The following is a 24,684-nucleotide window of genomic DNA, read 5'->3' as shown; positions in this document are numbered from 1 at the left end:
TTTCGCAGAAGGTGACCCAGTGAAGAACCGCGTACTCGTAGGAGCCGTCACGCTCGTTTCCACCGTCGCGCTGGGCGGCTGCGGCTACCTCTCGGGCTCGGGCGGTCCCGGCGACAGGACGGTGACGATCTGGCTGATGAAGGACAGTGTTTCCGCCGATTTCCTGGACCGTTTCAAGAAGTCGTACGAAGAGGAACACCCCTCCATCCAAATGGAGTTCAAGATTCAGGGCTGGAGCGGAATCGGCCCCAAGGTGTCCGCGGTCCTGAAGGGCGACGACGCCCCTGATGTCATCGAGGTCGGAAACACCCAGGTCGCCCAGTACGCGGAGAGCGGCGGACTGCGCGATCTGACCCTTGAGTCGATGCGCGATCTCGGCAGCGAGGAATGGCTGCCCGGCCTCGCCGATCCCGGCAGCATCGACGGCGTCCAGTTCGGCATTCCCTGGTACGCGGCCAACCGTGTGGTCATCTATAACAAGGACCTCTTCGAGCAGGCAGGTATCAAGAGCCTGCCGAAGACCCGGAACGAGTGGATCGAGGACAGCCGGCTGCTCAACCGGAACGGCAATCAAGGCATCTTCCTCGCGGGCCAGAACTGGTACGTACTCGCCGGATTCATCTGGGACGAGGGCGGCGATCTGGCAGACGACAAGGGTGGCGACTGGCAGGGGGCCCTCGACACACCGGCCGCGATCAGGGGCATGGACTTCTACAAGGAAATCCAGTCGTTCGGCGACGGCCCGAAGAACGCCGACGAAGAGCATCCTCCGCAGACCGATGTGTTCGCCAAGGGTGATGTCGCGCAGATCATAGCGGTACCGGGCGGCGCCAAGCTCATCGAGCAGAAGAATCCCGAACTCAAGGGAAAGCTCGGATACTTCCCGATACCCGGCAGGACCGCGAAGAATCCCGGATCCGTTTTCATCGGCGGTTCCGATCTGATCGTTCCGGAAAAGGCGGGCAACGGTAGCGACGGTCTCGAGGTGATCAAGGCGCTGGCCGGCGGGAAGTGGCAGGCGGACCTCGCCAGGACCATGAGCTACGTGCCGAACAAGGCGATCCTCGCACACGCCATCGAGGGCCAGGAGGGCACCGCCGCGATGGCCGAGGGGGCCCGGCGCGGTCGTGCGACCCCCAACTCGCCGCAGTGGGCGGCGGTCGAGGCGGAGAACCCGATCAAGCCGTACATGTCGGCCGTTCTGCGGGGAGGCGACCCGTTGACCGAGGCGAAGTCCGCTTCGGAACGGATCACCGCCGAGCTCGCGGGCAGCTGACCGGGCCGGGCCGCCCGATCCGCCGTTCGACACCTCGGGATTCAGCCGTCGCACATCCAGGCTCTCCGCAGCGGTCATGTCGAATCCAGCCGGTCACGGAAGAAGTAAGGGGCCGGGTCGTCGCAGCAGCGCGGCAGCCCGGCAGCCGCCCTTGTCGATCCGTCCCCGGAGACCGCCATGAACGCGCTGCCCACCCCTCCGCTCGTCGCCGACCCTCTCACCTCCACCTCCTTCGTACCGGAGCAGCCCTCCCCGGAGCAGCCCTCCCCGGCGCAGTCCGAAGCTCCCGCTCCGCCGCTCTACCGCGTCTCCCTCGCCGTCACCCAGGACGAGGTGCGGGCCGCCCAGCGGCTGCGCCACCAGGTCTTCGCCGGTGAATTCGGCGCCCGGCTGGACGGGCCGGAGCCCGGCCTGGACAGCGATGCCTTCGACGCGTTCTGCGATCACCTGCTGGTACGGGAGGTGGCGACCGGCGACGTCATCGCCACCTATCGCCTCCTGCCGCCCGACCGGGCCCGCGTCGCCGGACGTCTCTACGCGGAGAGCGAGTTCGATCTCGGTCGGCTCGGACCGATCCGTGACGACCTGATCGAGGTGGGCCGCTCCTGCGTCCACCCGGCCCACAGGGACGGCGCCGTCATCGCCCTCATCTGGGCGGGGCTCGCCCGCTACCTGGAGCGCAGCGGGCACAACTGGCTGGCCGGCTGCTGCTCGATACCCCTGGCCGACGGCGGCGTGCTGGCCGCCGACTCCTGGGACACCGTGCGGGCGACGTACCTGGCTCCCGAGGAGTACTGGGTCACCCCGCACCGCCTCTGGCAGTCCAACGCCGTCATCCGCCCCGGCCGAGCCTCCGGGTCCCCCGCCCGCACTGGGCTCGCCGCCCTTCCGCCGTTGCTCCGCGGCTACCTCCGGCTCGGCGCCTGGGTCTGCGGGGCGCCCGCGCACGACCCCGACTTCAACGTCGCCGACCTCTACGTACTGCTGTCGCTGCGCCGCACCGACCCGCGCTACCTGCGCCACTTCCTGTCTCTCGCCCCGCTGACATGAGCGCCTGGCTGCCCACCGCGCCCTGCACCCCGCACACCTGCGCCCGTCACGACGGCCCGGTACGCGGCGCCCTCCCGGCCACGGTCCTGCTGCTCGCCGGGTGCACCCTCGTCCTCGTCGGCGCGGTATGTGCCGCTCCTGTGCTGTTCCTCGGCGCGGGCCAGCGCGACCGGCTGATCCGATGGTGGGCGTACGGGGTCGTGCGGGCGTTCGGAGTACGGATACAGGTGCTCGGCGATCCGGCGCCGCCGGCCGGGGCGGATCGTGCCGGCGCTCGCGGTGCACTGGTCGTCGCCAACCACATCTCATGGCTGGACATCCCGCTCGTCGCCGCCGTGTTCCCTGGCCGGATGCTCGCCAAGAGCGAGATCAGGCGCTGGCCGGTACTCGGCCCGCTCGCCGCGCTCGGCGGCACCCTGTTCGTCGAGCGCGACCGGCTCCGGGCTCTGCCCGCGACCGTGCGCTCCATCGCGGGGGCGCTTCGTGGCGGGTCACGGGTGGTGGTCTTCCCCGAAGGCAGCACCTGGTGCGGGCGCGGATCCGGTGGCCGGTTCCGGCCCGCTGTGTTCCAGGCGGCGATCGACGCGGACGCCGAGGTCCGCCCGGTACGCATCACTTACCGCACCGCGCGGACGGACGGGCCGGCGGCCGGCGCCGCCGCGTTCGTCGGTGACGATCCGCTCGCCGCCTCACTGTGGCGGGTGGTCACGGCGGCCGGGCTGACCGCCGAGATCCGCGTCCTGCCGCCGATCCCCGCGGGCACCCGGCCCGGCCGCCGTGCTCTTGCCCGTATCGCTCAGACCGCCGTGGCCAGCGACACCGCGAACCGGTCCGCGGAGTCCGTCCACCACTGAGTCAACGTGAGCCCGGCCGAAGCGAGTTCGCTCCGGATCCCGTCCTTGCGGAACTTCGCCGAGATCTCCGTACGCAGCTCCTCGCCTGCCGTGAACGGCACCACCAGATCCAGTTCCGGGATCTTCACCGTGAGCGCTCTGCGGGCCCGCAGACGCATCTCGATCCACTCCCGCTGCGGGTCCCACAGCGCCACATGGTCGAAGTCCGCCGCGTCGAAGTCGGCTCCCAACTCCCGGTCGACGACCTTCAGTACGTTCTTGTTGAACGCCGCCGTCACCCCGGCCGCGTCGTCGTACGCCGCGACGAGTGTCTCCTCGTCCTTCACCAGATCCGTGCCGAGCAGCAGCGCGTCACCGGGCGAGAGCAGCGACCGTACCGACTTCAGGAACACCGCCCGCTCGTCCGGCAGCAGATTGCCGATCGTGCCGCCCAGGAAGGCGACGAGCCGCGGGCCCGGTGTGTCGGGCAGCGCGAGCCCCTGGGTGAAGTCGGCGATCAGCGCATGGATCGACAGGTCCGGCCGCTCCGTGAGCAGGGCCTCGGCCGCGCCGCGCAGAGCGCTCTCGCTCACATCGACCGGCACATAGCTGTGCAGCGCGGGCAGCGCGTCCAGCAGATGCCGGGTCTTCTCCGACGAGCCGGAACCCAGTTCGACCAGGGTCCGTGCCCCGGATGCCGTGGCGATCCCGGACGCGCGGGCGACCAGGATCTCCCGCTCGGCGCGGGTCGGGTAGTACTCGGGCAGCTGGGTGATCTCCTCGAACAGCTCACTGCCGCTCGTGTCGTAGAACCACTTGGGCGGCAGGGTCTTCGGGTGCCGGGTCAGACCGTGCAGCACATCGGCGCGCAGCGCCGCGTCCGTCGCGTCCACCGGCAGGGTGCGGGTCAGCAGAAGGGGACTCACTCGGTCGGCTCCTTGAGCGGGGTGAGCAGAACGTCGGTGCAGGTCGCGACGAGCAGAGTGCGGTCGGGGACCGCGCGCCAGCGCGGATCGTCGTCGTACGGCTCCGAGGCGACGACCGCGCTGCGGCCCGGCTTGGTGAGGTACCAGAGGGTGTCCCCCCAGGCGGTCGCCACGATCGTGGTGCCGTCCGTCAGCAGCAGGTTCAGCCGCGAACCGGGCGCCGCCTCCGCGATCTCGCCCACGGTGTCGGCGACGGCCTGCGGCACGTCGTCCCCCAGGGCGATCCGGTGCTGCACGAGCGCCCAGGCCAGGGCGGAGTCGCAGCGGGCGGTGAGGGTGAGGAGTTCGGCCGGGGGCAGCGTGGCGGCGAGCGGGGCCAGCGATCCGGGCCAGCCCTTCACGGCACCGTTATGGCTGAACAGCAGCCGTCCCGAGGCGAACGGCGCGGCTGCCGCCTCACCGTCCGCCCCCACCTCGGTGGCGTCGCGTACGGCGGCCAGCAGTGCCGTGCTCCGCACCACCCGGGCCAGATCGGCGAAGGACTGGTCGGCCCAGATGGGCCCCTGGCGCCGGTAGCGGCCCGGCACCGGGTCGCCGTCCGCGTACCAGCCGACCCCGAAACCGTCCGCGTTGACGGTCCCGTACTTCTGCTGCCGGGGCTGCCAGGACTGGCGCACCAACGCGTGGGTCGGCCGTGCCAGCACGGTGCCGAGCGTAACCGGTGGCCCGACATAGGCAATGTGACGACACATCAGAGATCCCTCGCAGTACGGAATCCGGCGAAGATCTGGCGCCGCACCGGTAGGTCCCAGTTGCGGAACGTGCCCCGGCAGGCCACCGCGTCCACCGCGAACGAACCACCGCGCAGGACCTTGTGGTCGGGCCCGAAGAACACCTCCGAGTACTCCCGGTACGGGAACGCCGCGAAACCCGGATAGGGGAGGAACTCGCTCGACGTCCACTCCCACACATCGCCGATCAACTGGCGTACGCCGAGCGGTGATTCGCCCGCAGCGTACGCGCCTGCCTGCGCCGGACGCAGATGGCGCTGGCCCAGATTGGCCCGGTCCGCGGTCGGGTCCTCGTCGCCCCACGGGTAGCGGCGCGAGCGGCCCGAGCCCGGGTCGTGGCGTGCCGCCTTCTCCCACTCGACCTCGGTGGGCAGCCTGCGCCCCGCCCAACGGGCGTAGGCATCCGCCTCGTACCAGCTGACATGGAGCACCGGCTCGTCGGCCGGCACCGGTTCGGTCACCCCGAACCGGCGGCGCAGCCACTGCCCTGCGTCCCGGTGCCAGAACAGCGGGGCGGTCAGCTCGTGCTCGCGGACCATGGCCCACCCCTCCGGCGCCCACCAGCGCCGTTCGGTGTAGCCGCCGTCCTCGACGAAAGGCTCGTACGCGCCGCAGGTGACCGGTGTCGTGTCGATGAAGAAGGCGGGGACGTCACGCACATGGGCGGGCCGCTCGTTGTCGAGGGCCCAGGGTTCGGTGGACGTTCCCATGGTGAACGGTCCGCCCGTCACCAGGACTTCGGAGGGCAAGGAGGCCGCGTCGGTGGGCCGCGGCGGTTCTGGTGCGGTGAGTACGGCCGGACCCGACCTCAGTTGATGGGTGATCAGCATCGTCTCGTCGTGCTGCTGTTCATGCTGGGCGATCATCCCGAAGGCGAAACCCGCATCCACGAGCCGGCGGCCACCGGTCAGGGCGGTGCTGTCGAGGATGTCCAGGGCCCGGCCCCGCACCTCCGCGGCGTAGGAGCGGGCCTCGGCGGGAGGCAGCAGCGGCAGGGACGGGCGGCTCGCCCGCGGATGCTCGAAGGCGTCGTACAGCCCGTCGATCTCGGGCCGCATCGCCTCCAGCCCGGCGACGCCCCGCAGCAGCCACAGCTCCTCCTGATTGCCGATGTGCGCGAGGTCCCACACCAACGGCGACATCAACGGTGAATGCTGGGCGGTCAGTTCGTGATCGTCCACGCTGTCGGTGAGGAGCGTGGTGCGTTCCCTGGCGGTGAGGAGCGCCGCAAGAGCGCGCCGGCGGAGCGCCTCGGCGTCCAGGCCGGCGGCCGAGGGGGTGGGGGAGTGGGTCATGAGCCTGCCTTCTTTCCCGGTTCCGGACGGAGCACGGCCGTGGGCATCGCATGCACCGCTTCCCTCGACAGCAGTCCGGACAGATCATCGGCCGGACATCGCCCCCGGGCGACATAACGGTCGTGGAAGTTCGCCACCGCCTCCTGCACAGCCTCGCTCGCACCCATCCGGGGCAGCGCTTCGCGGGCCAGGCCGAAGCAGACGGTGGCCACCGCCCGCAGTTCGGGGTCGGCCAGGCCGTCACGGGCAGCGCCGGTCCAGAGCGGGTTGCGCGGTGCCGACAGCGGTCCCGCCGTCTCGGCCAGCGGTTTGACGGTGCGGTACACGGTCTCGGCAGCCTCCGGGTCGTCGAAGAGGGCGGTGGTGACGGCGAGCGGCACAAGCCATCCGTCGTCACCGGGCTGCGCGTCGATCATGCGCAGTTCGAGATGTCCGCGCGGGCGCACCGGCGGAAAGAGCGTGCTGATGTGGTAGCGGAGATCGGCGCACACCGGCGGCCGTGGCGCGCCCGTACGGATCCAGTCGCGGAAGGTCAGACCCTCCGGGACGGCCCACGGCCCCTCGCCGCCCCGGATGCACATGACGGGGGCGTCGAGCACATGCGTGGCCCAGGCGTCGCGCGGGGCCAGATGGCCCGGCGGCGCCAGACTGCGTACCGGATCGAGATCCGCCCAGATCGACTGGCGGGTGGACCGCAGTCCTGTCGGCCGGCCCAGCCGGTACGGCGAGTTGGCGAACACCGCCACCAGTACCGCACCCAGCAGATGCGACAGCTGCCAGCGCCGCCCGTAGCCGAGTGGCCCCGGCTCCTCCTCGCCGGCGTCCAGACAGACCTGGACGGATGCGGTGGTGCACATCATGGCGCGGCCGGCCGTCCCCGACCGGTCGAGCGAGACCTCCATGGCGTCGTAGCGGGGCTCGTGCAGCAGACGGCGCGGCGGATGCCAGGGGTCGACGCCGAAACCGACCGGTGCGAGGTCCTCCGCGTCGAGGGCGGCACGTACGGCGGCCAGATCGGTGGTCATGGCATCGATGCAGGCCGTGAGGGAGCCGGCGGGGCGCGAGCTGAGCTCCAGCTGGCCGCCGGGTTCGAAGGTGAGTGCCGCACTCAGTGGCAGCGCGCGTACAGCGGCGACAGCCGCGTGGAGACGGTCGTGAGGGACCAAGGTCCGGGGGTGGTCACGGTCGTGTATGAGCCATTCGAGCTCGACACCGACCGTGCGAGGCGGGCCCGTCTTGAAGCAGATGCATCGCAGTAGATCCTCCGCCTCGCCCTCGCCGAGGGGCTGGTCGTACTCGGCTGGACCGTGGCCGACAGGTGCGTCCGGTGACATTCCGGGGCCTCCTTCTTCGGTGCGTCCGTCCCACCCAAACCCGTGCCGGGAGACCGCACAAGGGTGCCCTTGTGCGGCAGGAATTCGGTTGCATCCGGGCCTCGGAAGCACCGACCATGTCCCGTATGCACTACATGGGGGAGTATCGATGAGCGCACGGCTGCGCGCCATCGCAAGAGAGACCGAGTCCATCGTCGAGGAAGGCTTCTACCGCACGCCCGCGGGGCGTGAGGTCAGTATCGAGCGTGCTCTGGCCGCCGCGCTCTCCGGTACCCGGCTGTACGGGCCCGGGCCGGTGCCCGTCGCCGCCCTGGACTCCGACCGCACCACGGTCGTGGAGGTCACCGGTGAGAGCAGTCTGCAGGCGGCCGCCCGGATGACGGGCGAAGGGCCCGGCAAGGTCGCCGTCCTGAACTACGCCTCCGCCCGCAATCCCGGCGGCGGCTACCTCAACGGTGCGCAGGCCCAGGAGGAGGCGCTCTGCCGCGGCTCGGCGCTCTACGCCACCCTGCTGCGCGCCCCCGACCACTACGCCCATCACCGCGTCGAACGCAGCGCCTTCTACACCGACCGGGTCATCCACTCACCCGGCGTACCGGTGTTCCGCGACGACCGGGGGCGCCTGCTGGACACCCCGTACACCGTGGGCTTCCTCACCTCGCCCGCACCCAACGCCGGAGTGATCCGCAGCCGGACCCCAGAGGACGCCCCTCGCATCCCCGCCGCGCTCGCGTCCCGCGCCGAACGGGTGCTGGAGGTCGCGGCGGTGCGCGGGTACCGCAGGCTGGTGCTCGGCGCCTGGGGCTGCGGCGTGTTCCGCAACGATCCGGCGCAGGTGGCAGGTGCCTTCCGGACGCTGCTCGTCGACGGGGGCCGGTTCGCCGGGCATTTCGAGCAGATCGTCTTCGGCATCCTCGACCGCGGCCCTGAATCGGCCACTCGTGCTGCATTCGCCCACGCGTTCGACAGGGGGCTGCGACCCCGGCCGTGATCCGCCGGACACCCCCCTCACCCTGCAGTTGAGCCAGAGGGGTGGACACCGGCCGACACGGCGACGTTGAGCCAGAGGGGTCAACGTCCGCCGTAAGGGCGGCCTCCCGGCCCCGCCGGTCAGTTCCAGCCGTAACGCTCCCGCAGCCGGCCGGCGACCAGGTCGAACCGGTCCCGGTCCAGCGCGCACGCCTCGCGCCGCATCCCGTCCTCATGCACCCGCAGCACCCGGTCCAGATCGACCCAGGACGGCCGGCCCGAGCTGTCCCACGGCCCGGCGCCGAGAGCCACCCACTCGCGCTCCCGGTCGTGCTGCTTGCTGGTGAGCTGCACGGCGAGCAGCGTGCCCGCCGCCTCCCGGGCCACCACCAGCACCGGGCGGTCCTTGCCGCGCCCGTCGCTCTCCTCGAAGGGCACCCAGGTCCAGACGATCTCGCCGGGGTCGGGGTCCCCGTCGCGGTCGGGGGCGTACGAGGTGCGGACCGGGCCCACGTCGTGAGGGTTCGCCTCGGCGGTCGCGGAGGGGCCGGAGCGCCCGGGGAAGTCGGCCGAGCCGTCGGCGGCGCGGGTGGAGTCCGAGAGATACGTGCTGTCTGAACGGTGAGCGATGGTCATCGGAACACCGTAGGGGCTGTCCGGCCCATTCCGTGGAGCGGGTCCGCCGAACGGGCAGCGGTTTCGGACCATGGTCATCGGGCACCCGTCCCCCGGACGCACACGCGCACCCCTCGCAGGCCCTGCGCCGACGTTCCTGACGCATGGCCGCCGTCAGGAGGGTACGTTCCCCTCCTGACCGTCCGTCACCGGAATGCGCTCCTTGCGCGGCGACGGCGGCACGGCGGGCGTGACACCGTCGACCGCCGCCGAGGACCCTGCCGTCTCACCCTTCTCGCTCATCGTGGACAGCAGCTGCCGAGCCAGACCAAGCCCCGTGCCCCCCATCGTCAGCGCCTTCGCGAACATCTCCGACATCCCGTCGGCGCCGTTCAGCAGCACCATGTGGTCCACGCTGCTGAAGGCGCCCGCGCCCGCCTCGACGATCTCCGGCCACTTCTCTGCCAACTGCTGTGCGACCACGGCTTCCTGATTTTCCGCCAGGGCTGCTGCGCGCGCCTTGATCGCCTCGGCCTCGGCCAGGCCCTTCGCCCGGGTCGACTCGGCCAGCGCCAGCCCCTTGGCCTGCGCCGCCGCTGCCTCCGCCTCACCGGTCGCCCGGGTCGCCGACGCGGCGGCGGCGCCGCGCGCCTTCGTGGCCTCGGCCTCCGCGATCGCCGCCGTCTTGACCCGGTTGGCCTCGGCGATCGCGGCGAGCTCCGTCTCCTTCGCATGCGCCTCGGCGGCCGAGATCCGGGCGTCGCGCTCGCCCTCCGCCAGCGTCCGCTTCTCGTACGCCTGGGCATCCGCGGGCTTCCGAACGTCCGCCTGCAGCTGCTGCTCGCGCCGCCGGGCCTCCAGTTCGGCGACCCGGGTCTCCTGGACCACGACCTCCTGCCTGGCCGCCGCGTCGGCGAGGGGACCCGCCTGTCGCGACTTGGCCGCGGCCTTGTCCCGCTCGGCCTGATACCCGGCCTGCAGGATCTCGCTGTCGCGGGTCGCCTCCGACATCCGGGCGGCTGCCTGCTGCTCCGCCTCGGTGGCCCGCCGGTTGGCCTCGGCCTGTGCGATCCGGGCGTCCCGCTGCACCGCCGCGGCATGCGGCATGGCGAGATTCTTGATGTACCCGGTCGGGTCCTCGATCTCATGGATCTGTAGCGAGTCGACGATCAGCCCGAGCTTCTCCATCTCGGTGCCGCACGCCGCCCGGGTCTGACCGGTGAGCTTCTCCCGGTCCCGGATCATGTCCTCGACGGTCAACCCACCGACTATGGACCGGAGATGACCGGCGAACACGTTGTGCACCCGCTCCGACATCATCTTCTGCTGGTCGAGGAAACGGCGGGCCGCATTGGCGATCGACACGAAGTCGTCGCCCACCTTGAAGATGACAACGCCGCGCACCCGCAGGGGAATCCCCTGATGTGTGACGCAATCGACGGACAGTTCCGTTTCGTTGAGATCCAGCGACATCTTTCGTACCGCCTGCACCCCGGGCAGGACGAGCGTGCCGTGCCCGGTGACGATGCGGAACCCCATGCCCTGTCCGAGGCCCTCGGTCTTGTGCTTGGAACCTGAGATGACGAGTGCTTCGTTCGGCTCGGCCACCCGCCACATGAGCTTGAAAAGGCCGATCAACACCATGATGGCAGCGAGTACGAGACCCGCCGTGACGCCGATGACCATCGGCATGCGCCCCCTTATCGCAGTGCCCCGTCGGCACTGCTGAACAGACGGAGTCTTCTCCTGTGCGCGACGGCGGAGAAGAGGTGTGCGCAACCTTGCCGCAATCTTGACTGCCGCACACCGGACGCCGGTCCCTCACACACCTCAACTGTCGTAAGCAGGAGCCACATAGACGGTTCGCGGTGGCAGATACTCGATCACGGTCACCACCGTCCCCAGCTCCATGCGGACCCCCGGCGATGCGGAATGGGCAAGGAAGTGCTCGGCGCCCCCACGGATCCGAACGATCACCTCACCGACCAGTCCCGGCCCCACCGTCCCGGTCACCCTGCCGAGCAGCCCCACCATCGACGAGTCATCCATGCCCCGGAGCGTACCCACCTCCATCCGGTCTGGAAGACTGCCCGACGCCATGAGCCAGTTACCCAAGCAGCCCACCGAAGGCCCCGTCCCGACCAGCGCCGACGTGGCGCGGCTCGCCGGAGTCTCACGGGCCACCGTGTCGTACGTACTCAACAACAACTCGACCGTCCGGATCAGCGAGCCCACCCGCCGCCGGGTCAGGGAGGCGGCCTCCGAACTCGGCTATGTGCCGCACGCGGCGGCCCGGAGCCTGCGCGCCGGACACACCCGGACGGTCTTGATGCCCACCGGGGATCATCCGGTCGGTCCGCTCCACCACCGCTTCCTCCATGAACTCGAATCCGGGCTTCGCCGCCTCGACTACACCGTCGTCCAGCACGGCAGCCTCGGTCTGGACGCCGACGACGCCGCCCGGACTTGGGCCGAACTCCGCCCTGTCGCCGTGATCGCACCCGGTGGGGTCTCGCTCACTGCACAGGGCATAGCCGTACTGCGACGTTCCGGCGCCAAGGCGGTGATCACCCTCGGCCCGCAGCCGGTGGACGGGGCCCACGCCCTGGTCATGGACCAGCGGAAGGTCGGCAGTTGCGCGACCGGACATCTGCTGGAACGCGGACGACGCCGGATCGGCGTCGTCATGCCCGAGGAACCGGGCCTCGCCCTCTTGGCCGAACCGAGGCTGTCCGGAGCCCGCCGGGTGGCGGCCGGTGGCGGAGCCCGTATCGAACCGCTGCCCCTGCGGTACGACGAGGAGTCGGCCGGCGCGCTCGCCGCCCGGTGGCGCAGGCTCGGACTCGACGGCGTGTTCGCGTACGACGACGCCTACGCGATGCTCCTGATGCGGGCCCTCCAGGACGCGGGCATCGAGATACCTGCCGAGACGGCTGTGGTGGGCGCCGACGACCTGCTCCTCGGCAGGCTGCTGAGGCCCCGGCTGAGCAGTGTGCGGATGGAACTGGCCACGTCGCAGCCGCTCGCGGACCTCGTCGACCGGCTGGTGCGGCACCCGGGAGGTGTGCCGGAGCGCCATGATCTGCTGAGGGCGCGGGCGATCCCCCGAGAGTCCAGCTGAGGCGGGTCGAGCGCGGCAACGTGCACCTCACGCGTTGCTTGCTTAGCGTCATGACCATGAGCTATCCGCAGAGTTACGAGATCCTGTTGGTCCCCGAGTTCACCGAAGGGGCCACCGGGCCCACCACTGAGGCCCCGAAGGCCCCGGACGCCCCCGGGGCCTCCGGAACTTCTGGGACCGCCGATACCGGCGATGTCCGATCCGCCGACGCCCCTATCCGTTCCGCCGTCGTGGAGGCCACCGGCGAGACGGGGGCGTCGGGCTACCCCCGGTACGCCGGGGAGGGCATGGTGGCGGACATCGATCCGGCGACTCACACCGTGGAGGCCCTGCTGGTCGACGGTGCCGAACTGGACTACGGGCTCTCGGTCAGGATCGCTGAGCGGACCGCCGACAGCTGACCCGAGGCGGTGATAACTGCCATGCAGAGATGTGGAGTTGAGCCAATCCGCTCGTGCGTGACGTCCGCACGGTTCCGCGCGCGACAGGGAACGGCAGTTCGATCAATTCCCTTTTCGATCAGTGCGGCGTGACTACGATGTTGCACGTTCAACCGGGCGAGATCGCGTTCGATGGCCGAACGCAGCTCGCACGGCTGCGCCGGATCGCGTAGTCCCGAGGGGCCGCGGCCGCGTGCTCCGCGCGCCCCACCGCATGGGACCACCCCTCGAACCGATCGACTGGAGAGTCTTCATGTCCCTGCTCGACCCCAAAGCCTGGCAGTCCCGCACGCTCGCGGGAGGTGAGTCGGATGTCGTCGAGCCCGCCACCGGCGAGGTGCTCGGACACGTCACCCTCACCGCGCCCGAGGACATCGCGGCAGCCGCCGAGGCCGCGGTCGACGCCCAGTCCGCCTGGGCCCGCACTCCGCACTTCGTGCGCGCGGCCGTTCTGCGCCGGGCCGGTGACCTGTTCACCGCCCACGCCGACGAGCTGCGCGAATGGCTCGTACGGGAGTCGGGATCAATCCCCGGCAAGGCCGACTTCGAGCTCCATGTCGCCGCCCAGGAGTGCTACGAAGCCGCCGCGCTCGCCTCCCGGCCGGCCGGTCAGGTTCTCCCCAGCGAGGACCGGCGGCTCTCCTACACCCGCAGGGTCCCGGTCGGCGTCGTCGGGGTCATCGCCCCGTTCAACGCGCCACTGATCCTCTCCATCCGGTCCGTCGCGCCCGCGCTCGCCCTCGGCAACGCCGTTCTCCTCAAGCCCGACCCGCGCACCGCGGTCTGCGGCGGGCTCTCACTCGCCGCGGTCTTCGCCGAGGCCGGACTCGACGAAAACCTGCTGCACGTCCTGCCCGGCGACGCCGAGGCCGGACAGGCGCTCGTCGCCGAACCTCGCGTCCCGGTCATCTCCTTCACCGGCTCCACCGCGGCGGGCCGCGCCGTCGGCGAGGCTGCCGGACGGCTCCTCAAGCGCGTACACCTCGAGCTCGGCGGCAACTCCGCCCTCGTCGTCATGGAGGACGCCGACCTGGAGGGCGCTGTGACCCAGGCGACCTGGGGCTCCTTCTTCCACCAGGGCCAGATCTGCATGACCGCCGGCCGCCACCTCGTCCACGCCTCGCTGCACGACGAGTACGTCGAGCGGCTCGTCGCCAAGGCGGACGCGCTGGTGGTCGGCGACCCGCACCGTGAGCAGGTCCACCTCGGCCCGATCATCGACCGCGGCCAGCTCGGCAAAATCCACCGCCTGGTCGAGTCGAGCACCGCACGGGGCGCGAAGCTCGCGGCGGGCGGCACCCACCGCGACCTCTTCTACCGGCCCACCGTCCTCACCCACGTCGACGACCACTCGCCCGCCTACGCCGAGGAGGTCTTCGGTCCGGTCGCCCCCGTGCGGTCCTTCGACACCCTCGACGAGGCCGCGGCGCTGGCCGCCGACAGCCCGTACGGACTCTCGCTGGGCGTCGTCACCCGCGACACCGCCCTCGGGCTGGAACTCGCCGACCGGATCCCGACCGGCATCGCCCACATCAACGACCAGACAGTGAACGACGAGGCGGTCGCACCCTTCGGCGGCATCGCCGCGTCAGGCACCGGCGCGCGCTTCGGGGGCGAGGCCAACCTGGAGGCCTTCACCGACCTGCGCTGGACGACAGTCCGCCGCGAACCGGCGGGCCACCCCTTCTGACGGAATATCGGGCACGGCGAAGGGGCCCGGCCGGGCCCCTTCGCCGACGCTCGCTCGCGCTGCCTACTGCGTCTGTTCCTTCTGCTGGTCCTCGATGGACTTGCGGACCTCGTCCATGTCCAGCTTCCGGGCCTGCCCGATGACATCCTCCAGAGCCGTCTCCGGCAGGGCCCCCGGCTGGGAGAACACCGCCACATTGTCCCGGACGATCATCAGGGTCGGAATGGACCGGATCTCGAAGGCCGCCGCCAGCTCCTGCTGCGCCTCTGTGTCGACCTTGGCGAAGACCAGGTCGGCGTGGCGCTCGGACGCCGCGTCGTACACCGGCGCGAACTGCCGACACGGGCCGCACCAGGAAGCCCAGAAGTCGATCAGGACGAACTCGTTCTCGCTGACGACCTGATCGAAGTTTTCCTTGGTGAGCTCTACGGTGCTCATGCTCTCGTTACCTCTTCCTGTGCCCGTTTCGGACGTGTCCGGCACAACAGTGCCCCGTTCTGCGCTATTCCGCCTGCCCATGTGGCCACGGCACACACCCACCGCCAGACTGTCCCCCATGACAGATGCTGTGGAGAACGCCGTGTACGACGTCGTGGTGATCGGTGCGGGCCCGGTGGGTGAGAACGTGGCGGACCGGACCCGGGCCGCCGGACTGTCCACGGCGGTCGTCGAGACGGAGCTCGTCGGCGGCGAGTGCTCGTACTGGGCGTGCATGCCCAGCAAGGCGCTGCTGCGCCCGGTCGTGGCCCGCGCCGACGCGCGCAGGGTCCCCGGACTCAGCGCGGCGGTTCAGGGACCCCTGGACACGGCGGCCGTCCTCGCCCACCGTGACGAGTACGCCTCGCACTGGAAGGACGACGGACAGGTCGCCTGGCTGGAGGGGATCGGCGCGGACGTCTACCGGGGGCGGGGACGTCTGACCGGTACGAAGGAGGTCTCTGTCACGGGCCCCGACGGCTCCGAACACCGGCTGACCGCCCGGCACGCCGTCGCCGTCTGCACCGGCAGCCGCGCCGTCGTTCCCGACCTTCCCGGAGTCGCCGACGCCCGCCCCTGGACCAGCCGCGAGGCGACCAGCGCCAAGGAGGTGCCGGGCCGACTGGTGATTGTCGGCGGGGGAGTCGTCGGCGTGGAGATGGCCACCGTCTGGCAGGCTCTCGGCGCGCACGTGACGATGCTGATCCGTGGCAAGGGGCTGTTGCCGAAGATGGAGCCGTTCGCGGGCGAGCTGGTCGCCGAGGCCCTCACCGAGGCCGGAGCCGTCGTCCGTACGGGCGTCTCCGCCACCTCCGTGCGGCGTGCCGGCCCCGACGGACCGGTCACCGTGGAACTGGACAACGGCGAGCGCATCGAGACCGACGAGATCCTCTTCGCCACCGGCCGTGCCCCACGCACCGACGACCTCGGCCTGGAGACGGTGGAACTGAAGTCCGGATCCTGGCTGAAGGTCGATGACAGCTGCCGCGTCGAGGGCAGCAACTGGCTCTACGCCGTCGGCGACGTCAATCACCGGGCGCTCCTCACCCACCAGGGCAAGTACCAGGCCCGCATCGCGGGTGCCGCGATCGCCGCCCGCGCGCAGGGCGCCGCGCCGCCGGCGACCGGCCGCTGGGGCGCACACGCCGCCACCGCCGACCACGCGGCCGTCCCCCAGGTCGTCTTCACCGACCCGGAGGCCGCATCCGTCGGGCTCACCCTCGCCGCGGCCGAACGCGCCGGGCACCGGGTCCGCGCCGTCGACCACGACCTCGCTGCCGTCGCCGGCTCCGGACTGTACGCGGACGGCTACCGGGGCCGCGCCCGCATGATCGTCGACCTCGACCGCGAGATCGTGCTCGGCGTCACCTTTGTCGGTCCCGGCATCGGCGAACTGCTGCACTCGGCGACGGTCGCCGTCGCGGGCGAGGTCCCCATCGACCGGCTCTGGCACGCGGTCCCCGCCTATCCGACCATCAGCGAGGTGTGGCTGCGCCTGCTGGAGGCATATCGCGGCTGAGCCCGGACGGTGAGTCGGTGCGTCGGCGAAGGATCCCCCTGTGTCCCGTCCCTCCGAGGGACGGGACACAGGGGTTCCGCGTTGCCGGGGTCCGTCGTCTCGCACAGATGTACGCTGCAACTACGTCCCCGAGGCGCCGACGACGTGCCGGTGAGCTCATAGGGCGAAGCGTTTCTCCGGTTCTCACCAGTAGTGGCGCCGCCCACCGATTCCGTGCCCGACAGCACCGAGAATCCAGAGGACCGCACCGATCACCACGAGGGCGACGCCGATGGTCCACAGGATGGAAATGCCGGCCACCATCCCGATCACGAGCAGAATGACTCCGAGGACGATCATCGCGTCCCCCAATCTTTCGGGGCCACCTTCGAGTATGCGCCGGAGGGCGTGTCTCCGCGTGGCCGGTGACTGCCGTCGCGCGTACTGCCGTCCAGGGCCGGGAATCCGTGGCCCCGACCGCAATCGATCACACGCGCCGACCTCTGCTCCACGGTCATGTGCTGAGCAGGCGGTTGAAAGAACGAACGGTAACGCTGAAGCGCTGTGCGCAGATCCTCGGTGTGGACCTCCTCTCCCGGCCCCCATAGGTTTCGCCGGGCTTTCGATGCGTAACCGCCGTTGCATGTGGACGCAGGGTCAGGCGCGTTGCTGCCCCGGCCTTTCGCCGTTGGTGAGCAGGTCGTCGAAGAGCGCGCGGTAGTGCACCATCGCTCCCCGCAGTTCCTCGGTGGTCGTCCGGTGACCGCCGGCTCGTGCATTGACCTCGTGGGCGGCACGATAATGCTCCAGCGTGCGGCCGTGTTCGACCGACAGGTCCTTCAGCTGCTGCTCGTAGCCCTCGGTCGGGTAGCCGCGTTCCTTCATGAGCCGGGTCACCAGCTGGTCCGCCTCACCGACCGCCTCCTCCGGACGGTCCACGAAGTGCTCCTGCACGCTGCTCCAGTCCTGCGTGTACTGCTGACGGGCAGTCGAGGCCAGCGGCTTCAGATCGAGCTCGTCGTGCCGTTGCTCGCGGGCGCGCAGATCGCGCTCTGCCGCCATGCGACTGTCCTCGGCTGCCACGGTGCGCTCGTACTCGGGCCCGAAGCGTTCCCGTAGACGCCGCCGCCGATTGGCGAGCCGGAGAATCATCGCGAGGGCGGCGAGGACCACGACGACGACGATGGCAATGATGATTCCTGTGGACATCTGGTCCTCCGATCGAGGCCAGCCGTATCCCTGTCATGTGCGGCTGCCCCAGGGGTCCTACGGCAAACAGGTACTCGACGGATCGAGGGAGGCCGCCGAGGCTTCGGGCCGACCACACGGTCGATGGTCATCCCTCCTTGACCAGGCGCGATCCGGTCCGGTGAACCGCTACGCGACCCGCCTCTCCGGCACCTGCTGCTGCTGCTCCTCCTCCTCGTCGGGCAGCTTCACGTCGCTCACCATGATGTTGACCTCCACGACCTCCAGTCCGGTCATTCGCTCGATGGCGGCGATCACCTCGGTCCGGACGTCGCCCGCGAGCTCGACGATCGCGAAGCCGTATTCGACGATGATCGACAGGTCGATCGCCGTCTGGACCTCGCCGACTTCGACCTTGACGCCGCTGGTGACGGACTGACTTCCCGCCCCGGGCACCCGCTCCCGCACGGCCCCGAAACCGCGGGCGAATCCCCCTCCCATGCCCTGGACTCCGGGCACGCCCCGGGCCGCCAGCCCGGCGATCTTCGCCACCACGCCGTCGGCGATCGTGGTCCGTCCCCGTGATCCAGGTTCCGTTCGGCGGTTTCCGCCGTGCGGTCCTACTCCGTGCGTGGCCTCGGATTTCGGGCCTGTCGTGGTCTCGGGCCGGTTCGTCAGCGTCTGATCGGTCATGGTCGGTCGCCCTTCCGAAGAGAGGGTGGGTTCGAAACGCTTGGCCAGTTTACGTAGTATTTGTCCGCATTGCTTGCGCGGCAGGGGTGTGCGGGCGGACCTGCGGGCGGGCCGTGTGCGGAGGGGATGAGCAGGCTGGCGGTTTGCCCCTTCATCGTTCTCTCTGGGCCCGGTGCCGGGTGAGTGGCGGCGTTTGCGGGGAGTCCGACCCCGGGTGTGCGCCCTCCGGTCCGGTCGGGGGAACCGGAGTCCGCCGTGATGCCCGCTGGGGTCGGCACACGTGATTCCGTGACGCGTCACGGAGGTGACTCACCCGACTACTGTCTGTCCGCTGCGGTGGTTGCCGGAGACGTACCGGGACCAGTAGCGACTGTGCGCTTCGTTACGGCCACCGGGAGGGACCTGGTGCAGGGGTGGGCTGGGTGCGGTGAAGACGTACTCGGCCGCACCCTCCTTCATCACCGGCACCCGGTCGCTGAATGCGCCGGACGGCCCACACGTCGTGTGCGACGAACGACAGCGCGGTGTCCAGGCGTTGTTGGAGGCTGGCCAGCAGGTCCAGGATCTACGCCGGTACGGACGCGTCGAGCGCCGACATCGGTTCGTCGCAGACCGGAACCCCGGCTCGGGGGCGAGGACGCGGGCGATTGATGACGCGCGCGGCGATCAGCGCGGTCTGGTTCCCGGCCGCCGTGAGCAAGACGTTGCCCGGCAGGAGCAGCGGTGTGCCCGCGAGAGCGGTCTGTGACCGGACGTCACCCGCGGGGCGGGCCGGTCGGGCGGGGGAGGCCCGCGCCGGGTTACGGGACGTCGGTTCCGGCGCTCAGGGACCACCCGCAGCGCAGGTTCCAGCGGCCGGACCGGCCGCTGAGCTCTGTCAGCGTCAACGGGGCGACATCCAACCGCCAGAACGCCTGCGGCGGAAGGCTCAGCGCATGCACGATCGCGGCGCGCACCACGGCGGGTTCGACCACGGCGATCACGCGGCCGTCGCCGGCGCCGTCCCGACGTAGCGAGTCCAGCCAGTTGCCTACCCGCGCACACAGCTCCAGCAGCGACTCGCCGCCGTGCGGGGTCGCCGAAGGTCCGGACAGCCAGGCCGACACCGCTTCTGGCTCGGTCTCGCTCACCTCCGCCAGCCTTTGCCCGCTCCAGCGCCCCAAGTCCCAGCCACGAAGGGCAGGTTCGGGCTCGGGCCGCAGCCCCAACGCCTCGGCGGTCCCGGCGCACCGCTCGTCCGAGCCGCACACCCGGTGATCGGCGGCAGGCACCGTGGCCGCGGCCGCACGCGCCCGCCGGACACCGGACGCGTCGAGCGGGGCGTCGCCGTCGAAACGGGCTTCACGCAGCGCCGCATTGAGCGCCGGTGAGATCAACATCACCTGTACCGCCAACACCGGTGTCAACTCCCTGATCTGTGGCCTCGCGGGTAAGCACACCATGGCATCCGGGCCTCCCGGCCCAGCGGATGGCGCCATGGCGGCGTATGCCCGCAGGCGGTATGGTCGCGACGAACATGACGACGGTGTGATGGAAGTCCGGTGAGAATCCGGCACGGTCGCGCCACTGTGAACCCGTACCCGTACGGGAAGTCAGACCCGGCACCGTCGTCTCAGGCACCACGATCGGGACGCGTGTTCCCTCAGGAGGTTCTGCCATGGCACAGACTGCTGCCCCCGCAACCGTCGCAACACCCGCCATCACCCCCATCTCGCTGAAGGCCATTGCCCCGTGGGCGGTCTTCCTCGGCATTCTCATGCTCGTCCTGCTGTACTTCGTCGGCGCCGAGCAGGGTGCCACCGCGGTCATCTCCGGCGAGGGTGTCCACGAGTGGGTTCACGACGGTCGCCACCTGCTCGGTTTCCCCTGCCACTGACGCACTGCGTACCTCAGGGGAACTCCTCATGAACTCCATATCCGTCAGGGCCCTGCTCGTCCGCGGCATGCTGGCCGGACTCGTCGCGGGCGCCTTCGCTCTTGCTGCCGCCTACTTCCTCGGTGAATCCCGGGTGGACGCGGCGATCGCCCTCGAAGAGGCTCACAGCCACGACCACGGCGGCGGCGAGGAACTCGTCAGCCGCACCATGCAGTCCACGGCGGGCCTCGCCACCGGTGTCCTGGTCTTCGGTGTGGCCATCGGTGGCATCGCCGCGCTCGTCTTCTGCTACGCCCTCGGCCGCATCGGCAGGTTCGGCCCGCGGGCCACGGCCGCATTGATCGCGTTCGGCGCCCTGTTGACCGTGTATGTCGTGCCGTTCCTCAAATACCCGGCCAATCCGCCGGCTGTCGGAAATCCCGACACGATCGGTCGACGCACCACCCTGTTCTTCCTGATGGTCGCCCTCAGCGTGCTGCTGGCCGTCGCTGCCGTCATCTTCGGCAAGCGGCTGGCTCTACGCCTGGGCAACTGGAACGCGTCCATTGCCGCGTCCGCCGCCTATGTACTCGTCATCGGGTTCGCGTACGCGTTCCTGCCTTCGTTCAATGAGGTCGGCAAGGACTTCCCGGCGAGTCTGCTGTGGGAGTTCCGCCTCGCCACCCTCGCCGTTCAGGCCACGCTGTGGACCACTTTCGGTCTGGTCTTCGGCTATCTGACCGAGCGGCTGCTGGTGCCGAAGACCAACAGGGTGACGGCCGGGGGCGGTACCGCGTCCCGCGCGGCCGCCGCTGCCGGCTGAGCCCTCGGCCGACTCGTCGGACGTCGGACGGCAGAACCCGCCTGGGCATCCGGCGGGTTACGCCGTTTATGCGGCATCCGTCGCGTCGGTCGCTCGGGTCAGGTACGTCGCTTCCGTCGCCTCCGACCAGTCGATCCGGAAGTGCTTCACCCGGTCGTCCTCCCTGACGAAGTGCATGCCCGCCGCCACCATGACGTGGTGGGACGCCGTGTTGTCGAGGTCGGCATCGCCGTTCACGGCGGCGATGCCCTCGTCGCGGGCGAACTCCAGCAGGGCCCGCAGTGCCTCGGAGGCGTACCCCTTGCCGCGCACCGCAGAGGTCAGGCCGTAGCCGATGGTGACCTGCCCCTCCGCGTTCGGAGCGCCGTGGAAGCCCACTCCGCCGACGGCGTGTCCGTTCTGGCGGAGGCGGATCTCATAGGGGCCGAACGGCTGGGGGTTGCCGGTGTCGGCGCAGTGTTCCAAGAAGTGCCTGGCCCCGTTCGCGTCGCCGTCGGTGGGGTACTCCGGTGCCCATAGACCGCCCGGCCCCGGACGGCGTGCCACTACGTTCTCCGCCTCGGCGGGACTCAACGGGTGGAGTACGAGTCGAGGCGTCACAAGATCTCTCATAACTCGTCGAAGTATCACGGCAGCGAGCTTCGGCGCACTGGAATTATCGGATTTTTTGCTGCCCGCATGAGTGATAGCGGTGCTGGGTAGCGTTGGTACGCGAGAGAGATAGCGTCGCTAACGTTGGGGTGTTAGCGTTGTTCTTGCCAGGGGAACGGAGTCACCGAACCCCTCGAACCAGGAGCATCGCCATGACTGATCGGATCGCCACCACCCCCCGCCGGGTCGCCATCGTCACCGGAGGGTCCAGGGGAATCGGCCGGGCGAGCGCCGAGCGCCTCGCCGCGGACGGGTTCGCCGTCGTCATCAACTACGCGGGCAACCGGACCGAGGCCGACGCCGCCGTCGCGGCTGTTGCCGCCGCGGGCGGCGAGGCGATCGCGCACCGGGCGGACGTTGCCGATGAGGATGCCGTCGCGGCGCTCTTCGACGCGGCGGAGGAGGCCTTCGGCGGGATCGACGTCGTCGTCCACGCCGCGGGTGTCATGGAGCTCGCGCCGCTCGTCGACCTGGATCTGGACGGTCTGGACCGCCTGTACCGCACCAACGTCCGCGGCATCTTCGTCGTCGACCAGCAGGCGGCGCGCCGCGTGCGCGACGGCGGGGCGGTCATCAACTTCTCCAGCTCCGTGCTGGCGCTGGCCCTCCCCGGGTACAGCGCGTACGCCGCCACCAAGGGGGCGGTCGAGGCGATGACGCTGATCCTGGCCCGTGAACTGCGCGGCCGGGACATCACGGTCAACGCCGTTGCCCCGGGGCCGACCGCCACCGCTCTCTTCCTGGACGGCAAGGACGAGGAGACCATCGCGAAGCTCGCCGGGCAGGCGCCGCTGGAGCGCCTCGGCACCCCGCAGGACATCGCGGAGGTCGTCGCCTTCCTCGCCGGTCCCGCCCGCTGGGTCAACGGCCAGGTCGTGCGCGCCAACGGCGGCATCGTCTGACCGAACCTGCCCCGCCGGTCTCTTCCCGGGCCCTCTCCCCAGCACCGTCCCACCACTGACCCACCACCACGCCACGCCTTCGTCGTCGACCGAGAGACCGAGGAGCACGTCATGAGCAAGACCATCGTCATCACCGGAGCAGGATCCGGTTTCGGCGCCCTGGCCGCCCGCGCCCTGGCCGATATGGGCCACACCGTCTACGCGGCCATGCGCAACACCACGACACGCAACGCAGTGCGGGTCGCCGACGCCGCGACGTACGCCTCCGAGCACCAGGTGGACCTGCGCACCGTCGAGCTCGACGTGCTGTCGCAGGAGTCGGCGGACGCCGCCGTCGCCACCGTCCTCGCCGAGGCCGGCCGCCTGGACGTGATCATCCACAACGCCGGACACATGGTCACAGGCCCCACCGAGGCGTTCACCCCCGAGGAACTCGCGAGGGTCTACGACACCAATGTGCTCGGTACCCAGCGGGTCAACCGGGCCGCCCTTCCGCACCTGCGCGCCCAGGAGAACGGCCTGGTCGTATGGATCGGTTCCACGTCCACCAGGGGCGGCACTCCGCCCTATCTCGCCCCGTACTTCGCCGCCAAGTCCGCCATGGACGCGCTGGCCGTCTCGTACGCGGCCGAGCTGGCCCGCTTCAACATCGAGACCACCATCGTCGTGCCCGGCTCCTTCACCTCCGGCACCAACCACTTCGTCACCGGCGGCCATCCCTCCGACCTGACCGTCGTCCCCGCGTACGAGGAGCGCTACGCCGGTCTGATGGACCAGGTCTCCGAGCGGCTGGCCGACCTCGCACCCGCCGACGCGAACGTCTCCCAGGTCGCCGACGCCATCGTCCGGGTCGTCGGGACGGAGCACGGCAAGCGCCCGTTCCGGGTCCACATCGACCCCGCTGACGACGGCAGCGAAACGGTCAGCGCGGTCGCCGACCGCATACGCGCCGAATTCCTCACCCGGATCGGTCTGGACGACCTGCTCACTCCCCATGTCGCCCACTGACCGCCCGCGGACTCCGCTTGATAGCGTCACTTCGATGAGCACGCGAGCACGCATCCTGGAAGTGGCGGCCGAACTGGTTGCGAAGTCGCCGGACGGGGACATCTCCACCCGGGCCGTGTGCGAGGCCGCGCAGGTGGGAGCGCCGGCCCTCTACCGGTACTTCGGTGACAAGGAAGGGCTGCTCTCAGCCGTTGTCGATCACGGCTTCGACGCCTACCTGGCGACGAAGCGGGAGCGCAGCCACACCGCGGATCCCGTCCAGGACCTGCGCGACGGCTGGGACAGTCACGTGGAATTCGCCCTGCGGAATCCGAACCTGTACCGGCTGATGAACTCTCCGGCGATGCGGACACCGCCGTCCGCCGCGCTCGAGGCGCATCGGATCCTCACCCGGGACCTGGAGCGGGCCGCGGCGCAGGGGAAGCTGCTGATATCGCCCGAACTGGCCGCACAGATGATCATGTCTGCCAATGTCGGGGTCGCGCTGATGCTGGTCGCCCGTCCGGCGACGTTCAACGACAGCACCATGTCCAGGCGTGTGCGCGACGCGGTGCACGCCGCCGTATTCGTACCCGAGGCGAGGGCAGGCAAGCCGGTCGACGCGGGAGAGGCGCAGGTGCCCTCGGTCGCCACCCGGCTGAGCGCATTGCTGCGCCGCTCGCCCGACGCCGGACTCAGCAGGGCCGAAGCAGCCCTGATGACCGAATGGCTGGACCGGGTCTCGAACGCTCCGAGGGGCCGGATCGAGGGCGACGACGGGAGCGCTCGCCCCGGCTGAGGCCCTCCTGATGGCCGGAAGACGGTCGCCGTCGCCGGCCCCCAGGAACGCGATCGGTCAACTCCCGCTTGAACAAGGGTTCTTGGGGTGCCGAGCGGGTACCGGAAACCTCCGATGAACGGGAGTCACCTGCTGATCGGTCAAGCCCTGGGCGTGGCGGTCGAGGTCCTGCCGGTCACCCCGGAGGAGCACCGTGACGAGCTGGTGAGGTTCCTTCCCGCCGCGCATGCCGACGCGGTCCTGTCCTACTCAGGCGCAGAGCGACGGGCACCCGGGAAAGATCCATGACGACGTGCTGACCGTGCTGGGGCGTCGGCCCTGACCTTCGCGCAGTGGGCGGAGGACCACGTGGCGGACTTCCGCCGACGCGGGCCCCGGCCGACGCGCGTGGCACAGCCCGGGCCGGCGCACGCGGGCGCAGGTCGGCGCCGCAGCTGTGGGCCCGGCCGACATGCTTACGCCGACCGGGCC

The 24,684-nt window shown here is 70.4% G+C and carries 27 protein-coding genes and 1 riboswitch; of the genes, 14 read left to right on the top strand and 13 right to left on the bottom strand.

Annotated elements, in window-relative coordinates; genetic code table 11:
• Positions 1-19 precede the first annotated feature (19 nt).
• The 3 genes from AB0I23_RS07275 (at position 20) to AB0I23_RS07265 (ending at position 3,180) form a co-directional block, all read left to right on the top strand.
• Complete coding sequence (locus AB0I23_RS07275; RefSeq protein ID WP_359107679.1) at positions 20-1,276, top strand: extracellular solute-binding protein; 1,257 nt, start codon at positions 20-22, stop codon at positions 1,274-1,276.
• Between the two features lie 177 nt (positions 1,277-1,453).
• Positions 1,454-2,326 carry a GNAT family N-acetyltransferase gene (locus tag AB0I23_RS07270; RefSeq protein WP_359107678.1) on the top strand — a complete coding sequence of 291 codons (873 nt, stop codon included), beginning with the start codon at positions 1,454-1,456 and terminating at the stop codon, positions 2,324-2,326.
• A complete protein-coding gene (locus tag AB0I23_RS07265) occupies positions 2,323-3,180 on the top strand; it encodes a lysophospholipid acyltransferase family protein (RefSeq protein ID WP_359107676.1) in 858 nt (285 codons plus the stop codon). Before AB0I23_RS07270 ends, AB0I23_RS07265 begins: the two co-directional genes overlap by 4 nt.
• Here AB0I23_RS07265 and egtD read toward each other — a convergent pair.
• From egtD to egtA, 4 genes are read right to left on the bottom strand one after another with little or no spacing between them, the layout of a single operon-like run.
• Positions 3,123-4,085 carry an L-histidine N(alpha)-methyltransferase gene (egtD, locus tag AB0I23_RS07260; RefSeq protein WP_359107674.1) on the bottom strand — a complete coding sequence of 321 codons (963 nt, stop codon included), beginning with the start codon at positions 4,083-4,085 and terminating at the stop codon, positions 3,123-3,125. The two genes, AB0I23_RS07265 and egtD, sit on opposite strands and share 58 nt — an antisense overlap.
• Positions 4,082-4,837 carry an ergothioneine biosynthesis protein EgtC gene (gene egtC / locus AB0I23_RS07255; RefSeq protein ID WP_359107672.1) on the bottom strand — a complete coding sequence of 252 codons (756 nt, stop codon included), beginning with the start codon at positions 4,835-4,837 and terminating at the stop codon, positions 4,082-4,084. The genes egtD and egtC overlap by 4 nt, the downstream gene beginning before the upstream one ends.
• Positions 4,837-6,171, bottom strand: a complete 1,335-nt coding sequence (gene egtB, locus AB0I23_RS07250) for an ergothioneine biosynthesis protein EgtB (protein ID WP_359107670.1) — start codon at positions 6,169-6,171, stop codon at positions 4,837-4,839. The genes egtC and egtB overlap by 1 nt, the downstream gene beginning before the upstream one ends.
• Entirely contained in the window at positions 6,168-7,505 is a 1,338-nt protein-coding gene (egtA, locus tag AB0I23_RS07245; protein ID WP_359107668.1) for an ergothioneine biosynthesis glutamate--cysteine ligase EgtA, read from the bottom strand. The genes egtB and egtA overlap by 4 nt, the downstream gene beginning before the upstream one ends.
• 148 nt (positions 7,506-7,653) lie before the next feature.
• Here egtA and AB0I23_RS07240 point away from each other — a divergent pair, with 148 nt between their 5' ends.
• A complete protein-coding gene (locus tag AB0I23_RS07240) occupies positions 7,654-8,496 on the top strand; it encodes a TIGR02452 family protein (protein ID WP_359107666.1) in 843 nt (280 codons plus the stop codon).
• A gap of 119 nt (positions 8,497-8,615) precedes the next feature.
• On the opposite strand, the gene AB0I23_RS07235 is transcribed toward AB0I23_RS07240, so the two are convergent.
• From AB0I23_RS07235 to AB0I23_RS07225, 3 genes are all read right to left on the bottom strand, one after another.
• Positions 8,616-9,110 carry a type II toxin-antitoxin system PemK/MazF family toxin gene (locus AB0I23_RS07235; protein ID WP_359107664.1) on the bottom strand — a complete coding sequence of 165 codons (495 nt, stop codon included), beginning with the start codon at positions 9,108-9,110 and terminating at the stop codon, positions 8,616-8,618.
• Positions 9,111-9,263: 153 nt separating this feature from the next.
• Positions 9,264-10,781 carry a flotillin family protein gene (locus AB0I23_RS07230; protein ID WP_359107662.1) on the bottom strand — a complete coding sequence of 506 codons (1,518 nt, stop codon included), beginning with the start codon at positions 10,779-10,781 and terminating at the stop codon, positions 9,264-9,266.
• A 138-nt stretch (positions 10,782-10,919) separates the two neighbouring features.
• Complete coding sequence (locus AB0I23_RS07225) at positions 10,920-11,138, bottom strand: hypothetical protein (RefSeq protein ID WP_359107660.1); 219 nt, start codon at positions 11,136-11,138, stop codon at positions 10,920-10,922.
• Between the two features lie 49 nt (positions 11,139-11,187).
• Between AB0I23_RS07225 and AB0I23_RS07220 the strand changes: the two genes are divergently transcribed.
• The 3 genes from AB0I23_RS07220 (at position 11,188) to AB0I23_RS07210 (ending at position 14,340) form a co-directional block, all read left to right on the top strand.
• Positions 11,188-12,210 carry a LacI family DNA-binding transcriptional regulator gene (locus AB0I23_RS07220; RefSeq protein WP_359107658.1) on the top strand — a complete coding sequence of 341 codons (1,023 nt, stop codon included), beginning with the start codon at positions 11,188-11,190 and terminating at the stop codon, positions 12,208-12,210.
• A gap of 56 nt (positions 12,211-12,266) precedes the next feature.
• Positions 12,267-12,611, top strand: a complete 345-nt coding sequence (locus AB0I23_RS07215) for a hypothetical protein (RefSeq protein WP_359107656.1) — start codon at positions 12,267-12,269, stop codon at positions 12,609-12,611.
• Between the two features lie 292 nt (positions 12,612-12,903).
• On the top strand, positions 12,904-14,340 hold the full coding sequence (locus tag AB0I23_RS07210) for an aldehyde dehydrogenase family protein (RefSeq protein ID WP_359107654.1): 1,437 nt from the start codon (positions 12,904-12,906) through the stop codon (positions 14,338-14,340).
• A gap of 63 nt (positions 14,341-14,403) precedes the next feature.
• On the opposite strand, the gene trxA is transcribed toward AB0I23_RS07210, so the two are convergent.
• On the bottom strand, positions 14,404-14,778 hold the full coding sequence (gene trxA, locus AB0I23_RS07205) for a thioredoxin (RefSeq protein WP_359107652.1): 375 nt from the start codon (positions 14,776-14,778) through the stop codon (positions 14,404-14,406).
• 118 nt (positions 14,779-14,896) lie between these two features.
• Here trxA and AB0I23_RS07200 point away from each other — a divergent pair, with 118 nt between their 5' ends.
• Positions 14,897-16,336, top strand: coding sequence for a dihydrolipoyl dehydrogenase family protein (locus tag AB0I23_RS07200; protein WP_359107650.1), 1,440 nt, complete (start codon positions 14,897-14,899; stop codon positions 16,334-16,336).
• Positions 16,337-16,519: 183 nt separating this feature from the next.
• Here AB0I23_RS07200 and AB0I23_RS07195 read toward each other — a convergent pair whose 3' ends face one another.
• The 4 genes from AB0I23_RS07195 to AB0I23_RS07180 form a co-directional block, all read right to left on the bottom strand.
• A complete protein-coding gene (locus tag AB0I23_RS07195; protein ID WP_359108014.1) occupies positions 16,520-16,675 on the bottom strand; it encodes a DUF6131 family protein in 156 nt (51 codons plus the stop codon).
• Between the two features lie 297 nt (positions 16,676-16,972).
• Positions 16,973-17,524, bottom strand: coding sequence for a hypothetical protein (locus tag AB0I23_RS07190; protein WP_359107648.1), 552 nt, complete (start codon positions 17,522-17,524; stop codon positions 16,973-16,975).
• A 168-nt stretch (positions 17,525-17,692) separates the two neighbouring features.
• Positions 17,693-18,196, bottom strand: a complete 504-nt coding sequence (locus AB0I23_RS07185; protein ID WP_359107646.1) for an Asp23/Gls24 family envelope stress response protein — start codon at positions 18,194-18,196, stop codon at positions 17,693-17,695.
• Between the two features lie 800 nt (positions 18,197-18,996).
• Positions 18,997-19,575, bottom strand: a complete 579-nt coding sequence (locus AB0I23_RS07180) for a histidine phosphatase family protein (RefSeq protein ID WP_359107644.1) — start codon at positions 19,573-19,575, stop codon at positions 18,997-18,999.
• Between the two features lie 126 nt (positions 19,576-19,701).
• A riboswitch (adenosylcobalamin (AdoCbl) riboswitch) is annotated at positions 19,702-19,850 on the top strand.
• A gap of 3 nt (positions 19,851-19,853) precedes the next feature.
• Between AB0I23_RS07180 and AB0I23_RS07175 the strand changes: the two genes are divergently transcribed.
• Together AB0I23_RS07175 and AB0I23_RS07170 are read left to right on the top strand one after the other, a co-directional pair.
• Complete coding sequence (locus AB0I23_RS07175; RefSeq protein ID WP_359107642.1) at positions 19,854-20,072, top strand: CbtB domain-containing protein; 219 nt, start codon at positions 19,854-19,856, stop codon at positions 20,070-20,072.
• Between the two features lie 28 nt (positions 20,073-20,100).
• On the top strand, positions 20,101-20,874 hold the full coding sequence (locus AB0I23_RS07170) for a CbtA family protein (RefSeq protein ID WP_359107640.1): 774 nt from the start codon (positions 20,101-20,103) through the stop codon (positions 20,872-20,874).
• A gap of 66 nt (positions 20,875-20,940) precedes the next feature.
• Here the strand turns inward: AB0I23_RS07170 and AB0I23_RS07165 are convergent, their stop codons facing one another.
• Positions 20,941-21,486: a GNAT family N-acetyltransferase gene (locus AB0I23_RS07165; protein ID WP_359107638.1), complete on the bottom strand. Its 546-nt coding sequence runs from the start codon at positions 21,484-21,486 to the stop codon at positions 20,941-20,943.
• Positions 21,487-21,677: 191 nt separating this feature from the next.
• Here AB0I23_RS07165 and AB0I23_RS07160 point away from each other — a divergent pair, with 191 nt between their 5' ends.
• The 4 genes from AB0I23_RS07160 (at position 21,678) to AB0I23_RS07145 (ending at position 24,501) form a co-directional block, all read left to right on the top strand.
• Complete coding sequence (locus AB0I23_RS07160; protein WP_359107636.1) at positions 21,678-22,427, top strand: SDR family oxidoreductase; 750 nt, start codon at positions 21,678-21,680, stop codon at positions 22,425-22,427.
• 111 nt (positions 22,428-22,538) lie between these two features.
• Positions 22,539-23,435: an SDR family oxidoreductase gene (locus AB0I23_RS07155; protein ID WP_359107634.1), complete on the top strand. Its 897-nt coding sequence runs from the start codon at positions 22,539-22,541 to the stop codon at positions 23,433-23,435.
• 34 nt (positions 23,436-23,469) lie between these two features.
• Positions 23,470-24,213, top strand: coding sequence for a TetR/AcrR family transcriptional regulator (locus AB0I23_RS07150; RefSeq protein WP_359107632.1), 744 nt, complete (start codon positions 23,470-23,472; stop codon positions 24,211-24,213).
• A 114-nt stretch (positions 24,214-24,327) separates the two neighbouring features.
• Complete coding sequence (locus AB0I23_RS07145; RefSeq protein ID WP_359107630.1) at positions 24,328-24,501, top strand: hypothetical protein; 174 nt, start codon at positions 24,328-24,330, stop codon at positions 24,499-24,501.
• Positions 24,502-24,684 lie beyond the last annotated feature (183 nt).

The sequence above is a fragment of the Streptomyces atratus genome (assembly GCF_040655115.1).
In the GTDB taxonomy this organism is placed as follows: domain Bacteria; phylum Actinomycetota; class Actinomycetes; order Streptomycetales; family Streptomycetaceae; genus Streptomyces; species Streptomyces atratus_D.
This window is presented reverse-complemented; position numbering and strand designations above follow the sequence as displayed.

Bases quoted from the DNA above. Each gene is read 5' to 3' on its own strand.
- trxA (WP_359107652.1), bottom strand. From the start codon at position 14,778: ATGAGCACCGTAGAGCTCACCAAGGAAAACTTCGATCAGGTCGTCAGC.
- AB0I23_RS07265 (WP_359107676.1), top strand. From the start codon at position 2,323: ATGAGCGCCTGGCTGCCCACCGCGCCCTGCACCCCGCACACCTGCGCC.
- AB0I23_RS07230 (WP_359107662.1), bottom strand. From the start codon at position 10,781: ATGCCGATGGTCATCGGCGTCACGGCGGGTCTCGTACTCGCTGCCATC.
- AB0I23_RS07235 (WP_359107664.1), bottom strand. From the start codon at position 9,110: ATGACCATCGCTCACCGTTCAGACAGCACGTATCTCTCGGACTCCACC.
- AB0I23_RS07155 (WP_359107634.1), top strand. From the start codon at position 22,539: ATGAGCAAGACCATCGTCATCACCGGAGCAGGATCCGGTTTCGGCGCC.
- egtC (WP_359107672.1), bottom strand. From the start codon at position 4,837: ATGTGTCGTCACATTGCCTATGTCGGGCCACCGGTTACGCTCGGCACC.
- AB0I23_RS07175 (WP_359107642.1), top strand. From the start codon at position 19,854: ATGGCACAGACTGCTGCCCCCGCAACCGTCGCAACACCCGCCATCACC.
- AB0I23_RS07215 (WP_359107656.1), top strand. From the start codon at position 12,267: ATGAGCTATCCGCAGAGTTACGAGATCCTGTTGGTCCCCGAGTTCACC.
- AB0I23_RS07180 (WP_359107644.1), bottom strand. From the start codon at position 19,575: ATGTTGATCTCACCGGCGCTCAATGCGGCGCTGCGTGAAGCCCGTTTC.
- egtA (WP_359107668.1), bottom strand. From the start codon at position 7,505: ATGTCACCGGACGCACCTGTCGGCCACGGTCCAGCCGAGTACGACCAG.
- AB0I23_RS07150 (WP_359107632.1), top strand. From the start codon at position 23,470: ATGAGCACGCGAGCACGCATCCTGGAAGTGGCGGCCGAACTGGTTGCG.
- AB0I23_RS07195 (WP_359108014.1), bottom strand. From the start codon at position 16,675: ATGATCGTCCTCGGAGTCATTCTGCTCGTGATCGGGATGGTGGCCGGC.
- AB0I23_RS07160 (WP_359107636.1), top strand. From the start codon at position 21,678: ATGACTGATCGGATCGCCACCACCCCCCGCCGGGTCGCCATCGTCACC.
- AB0I23_RS07270 (WP_359107678.1), top strand. From the start codon at position 1,454: ATGAACGCGCTGCCCACCCCTCCGCTCGTCGCCGACCCTCTCACCTCC.
- AB0I23_RS07240 (WP_359107666.1), top strand. From the start codon at position 7,654: ATGAGCGCACGGCTGCGCGCCATCGCAAGAGAGACCGAGTCCATCGTC.
- AB0I23_RS07200 (WP_359107650.1), top strand. From the start codon at position 14,897: ATGACAGATGCTGTGGAGAACGCCGTGTACGACGTCGTGGTGATCGGT.
- AB0I23_RS07190 (WP_359107648.1), bottom strand. From the start codon at position 17,524: ATGTCCACAGGAATCATCATTGCCATCGTCGTCGTCGTGGTCCTCGCC.
- AB0I23_RS07165 (WP_359107638.1), bottom strand. From the start codon at position 21,486: ATGAGAGATCTTGTGACGCCTCGACTCGTACTCCACCCGTTGAGTCCC.
- AB0I23_RS07220 (WP_359107658.1), top strand. From the start codon at position 11,188: ATGAGCCAGTTACCCAAGCAGCCCACCGAAGGCCCCGTCCCGACCAGC.
- AB0I23_RS07225 (WP_359107660.1), bottom strand. From the start codon at position 11,138: ATGGATGACTCGTCGATGGTGGGGCTGCTCGGCAGGGTGACCGGGACG.
- AB0I23_RS07210 (WP_359107654.1), top strand. From the start codon at position 12,904: ATGTCCCTGCTCGACCCCAAAGCCTGGCAGTCCCGCACGCTCGCGGGA.
- AB0I23_RS07185 (WP_359107646.1), bottom strand. From the start codon at position 18,196: ATGACCGATCAGACGCTGACGAACCGGCCCGAGACCACGACAGGCCCG.
- AB0I23_RS07170 (WP_359107640.1), top strand. From the start codon at position 20,101: ATGAACTCCATATCCGTCAGGGCCCTGCTCGTCCGCGGCATGCTGGCC.
- egtB (WP_359107670.1), bottom strand. From the start codon at position 6,171: ATGACCCACTCCCCCACCCCCTCGGCCGCCGGCCTGGACGCCGAGGCG.
- AB0I23_RS07145 (WP_359107630.1), top strand. From the start codon at position 24,328: ATGAACGGGAGTCACCTGCTGATCGGTCAAGCCCTGGGCGTGGCGGTC.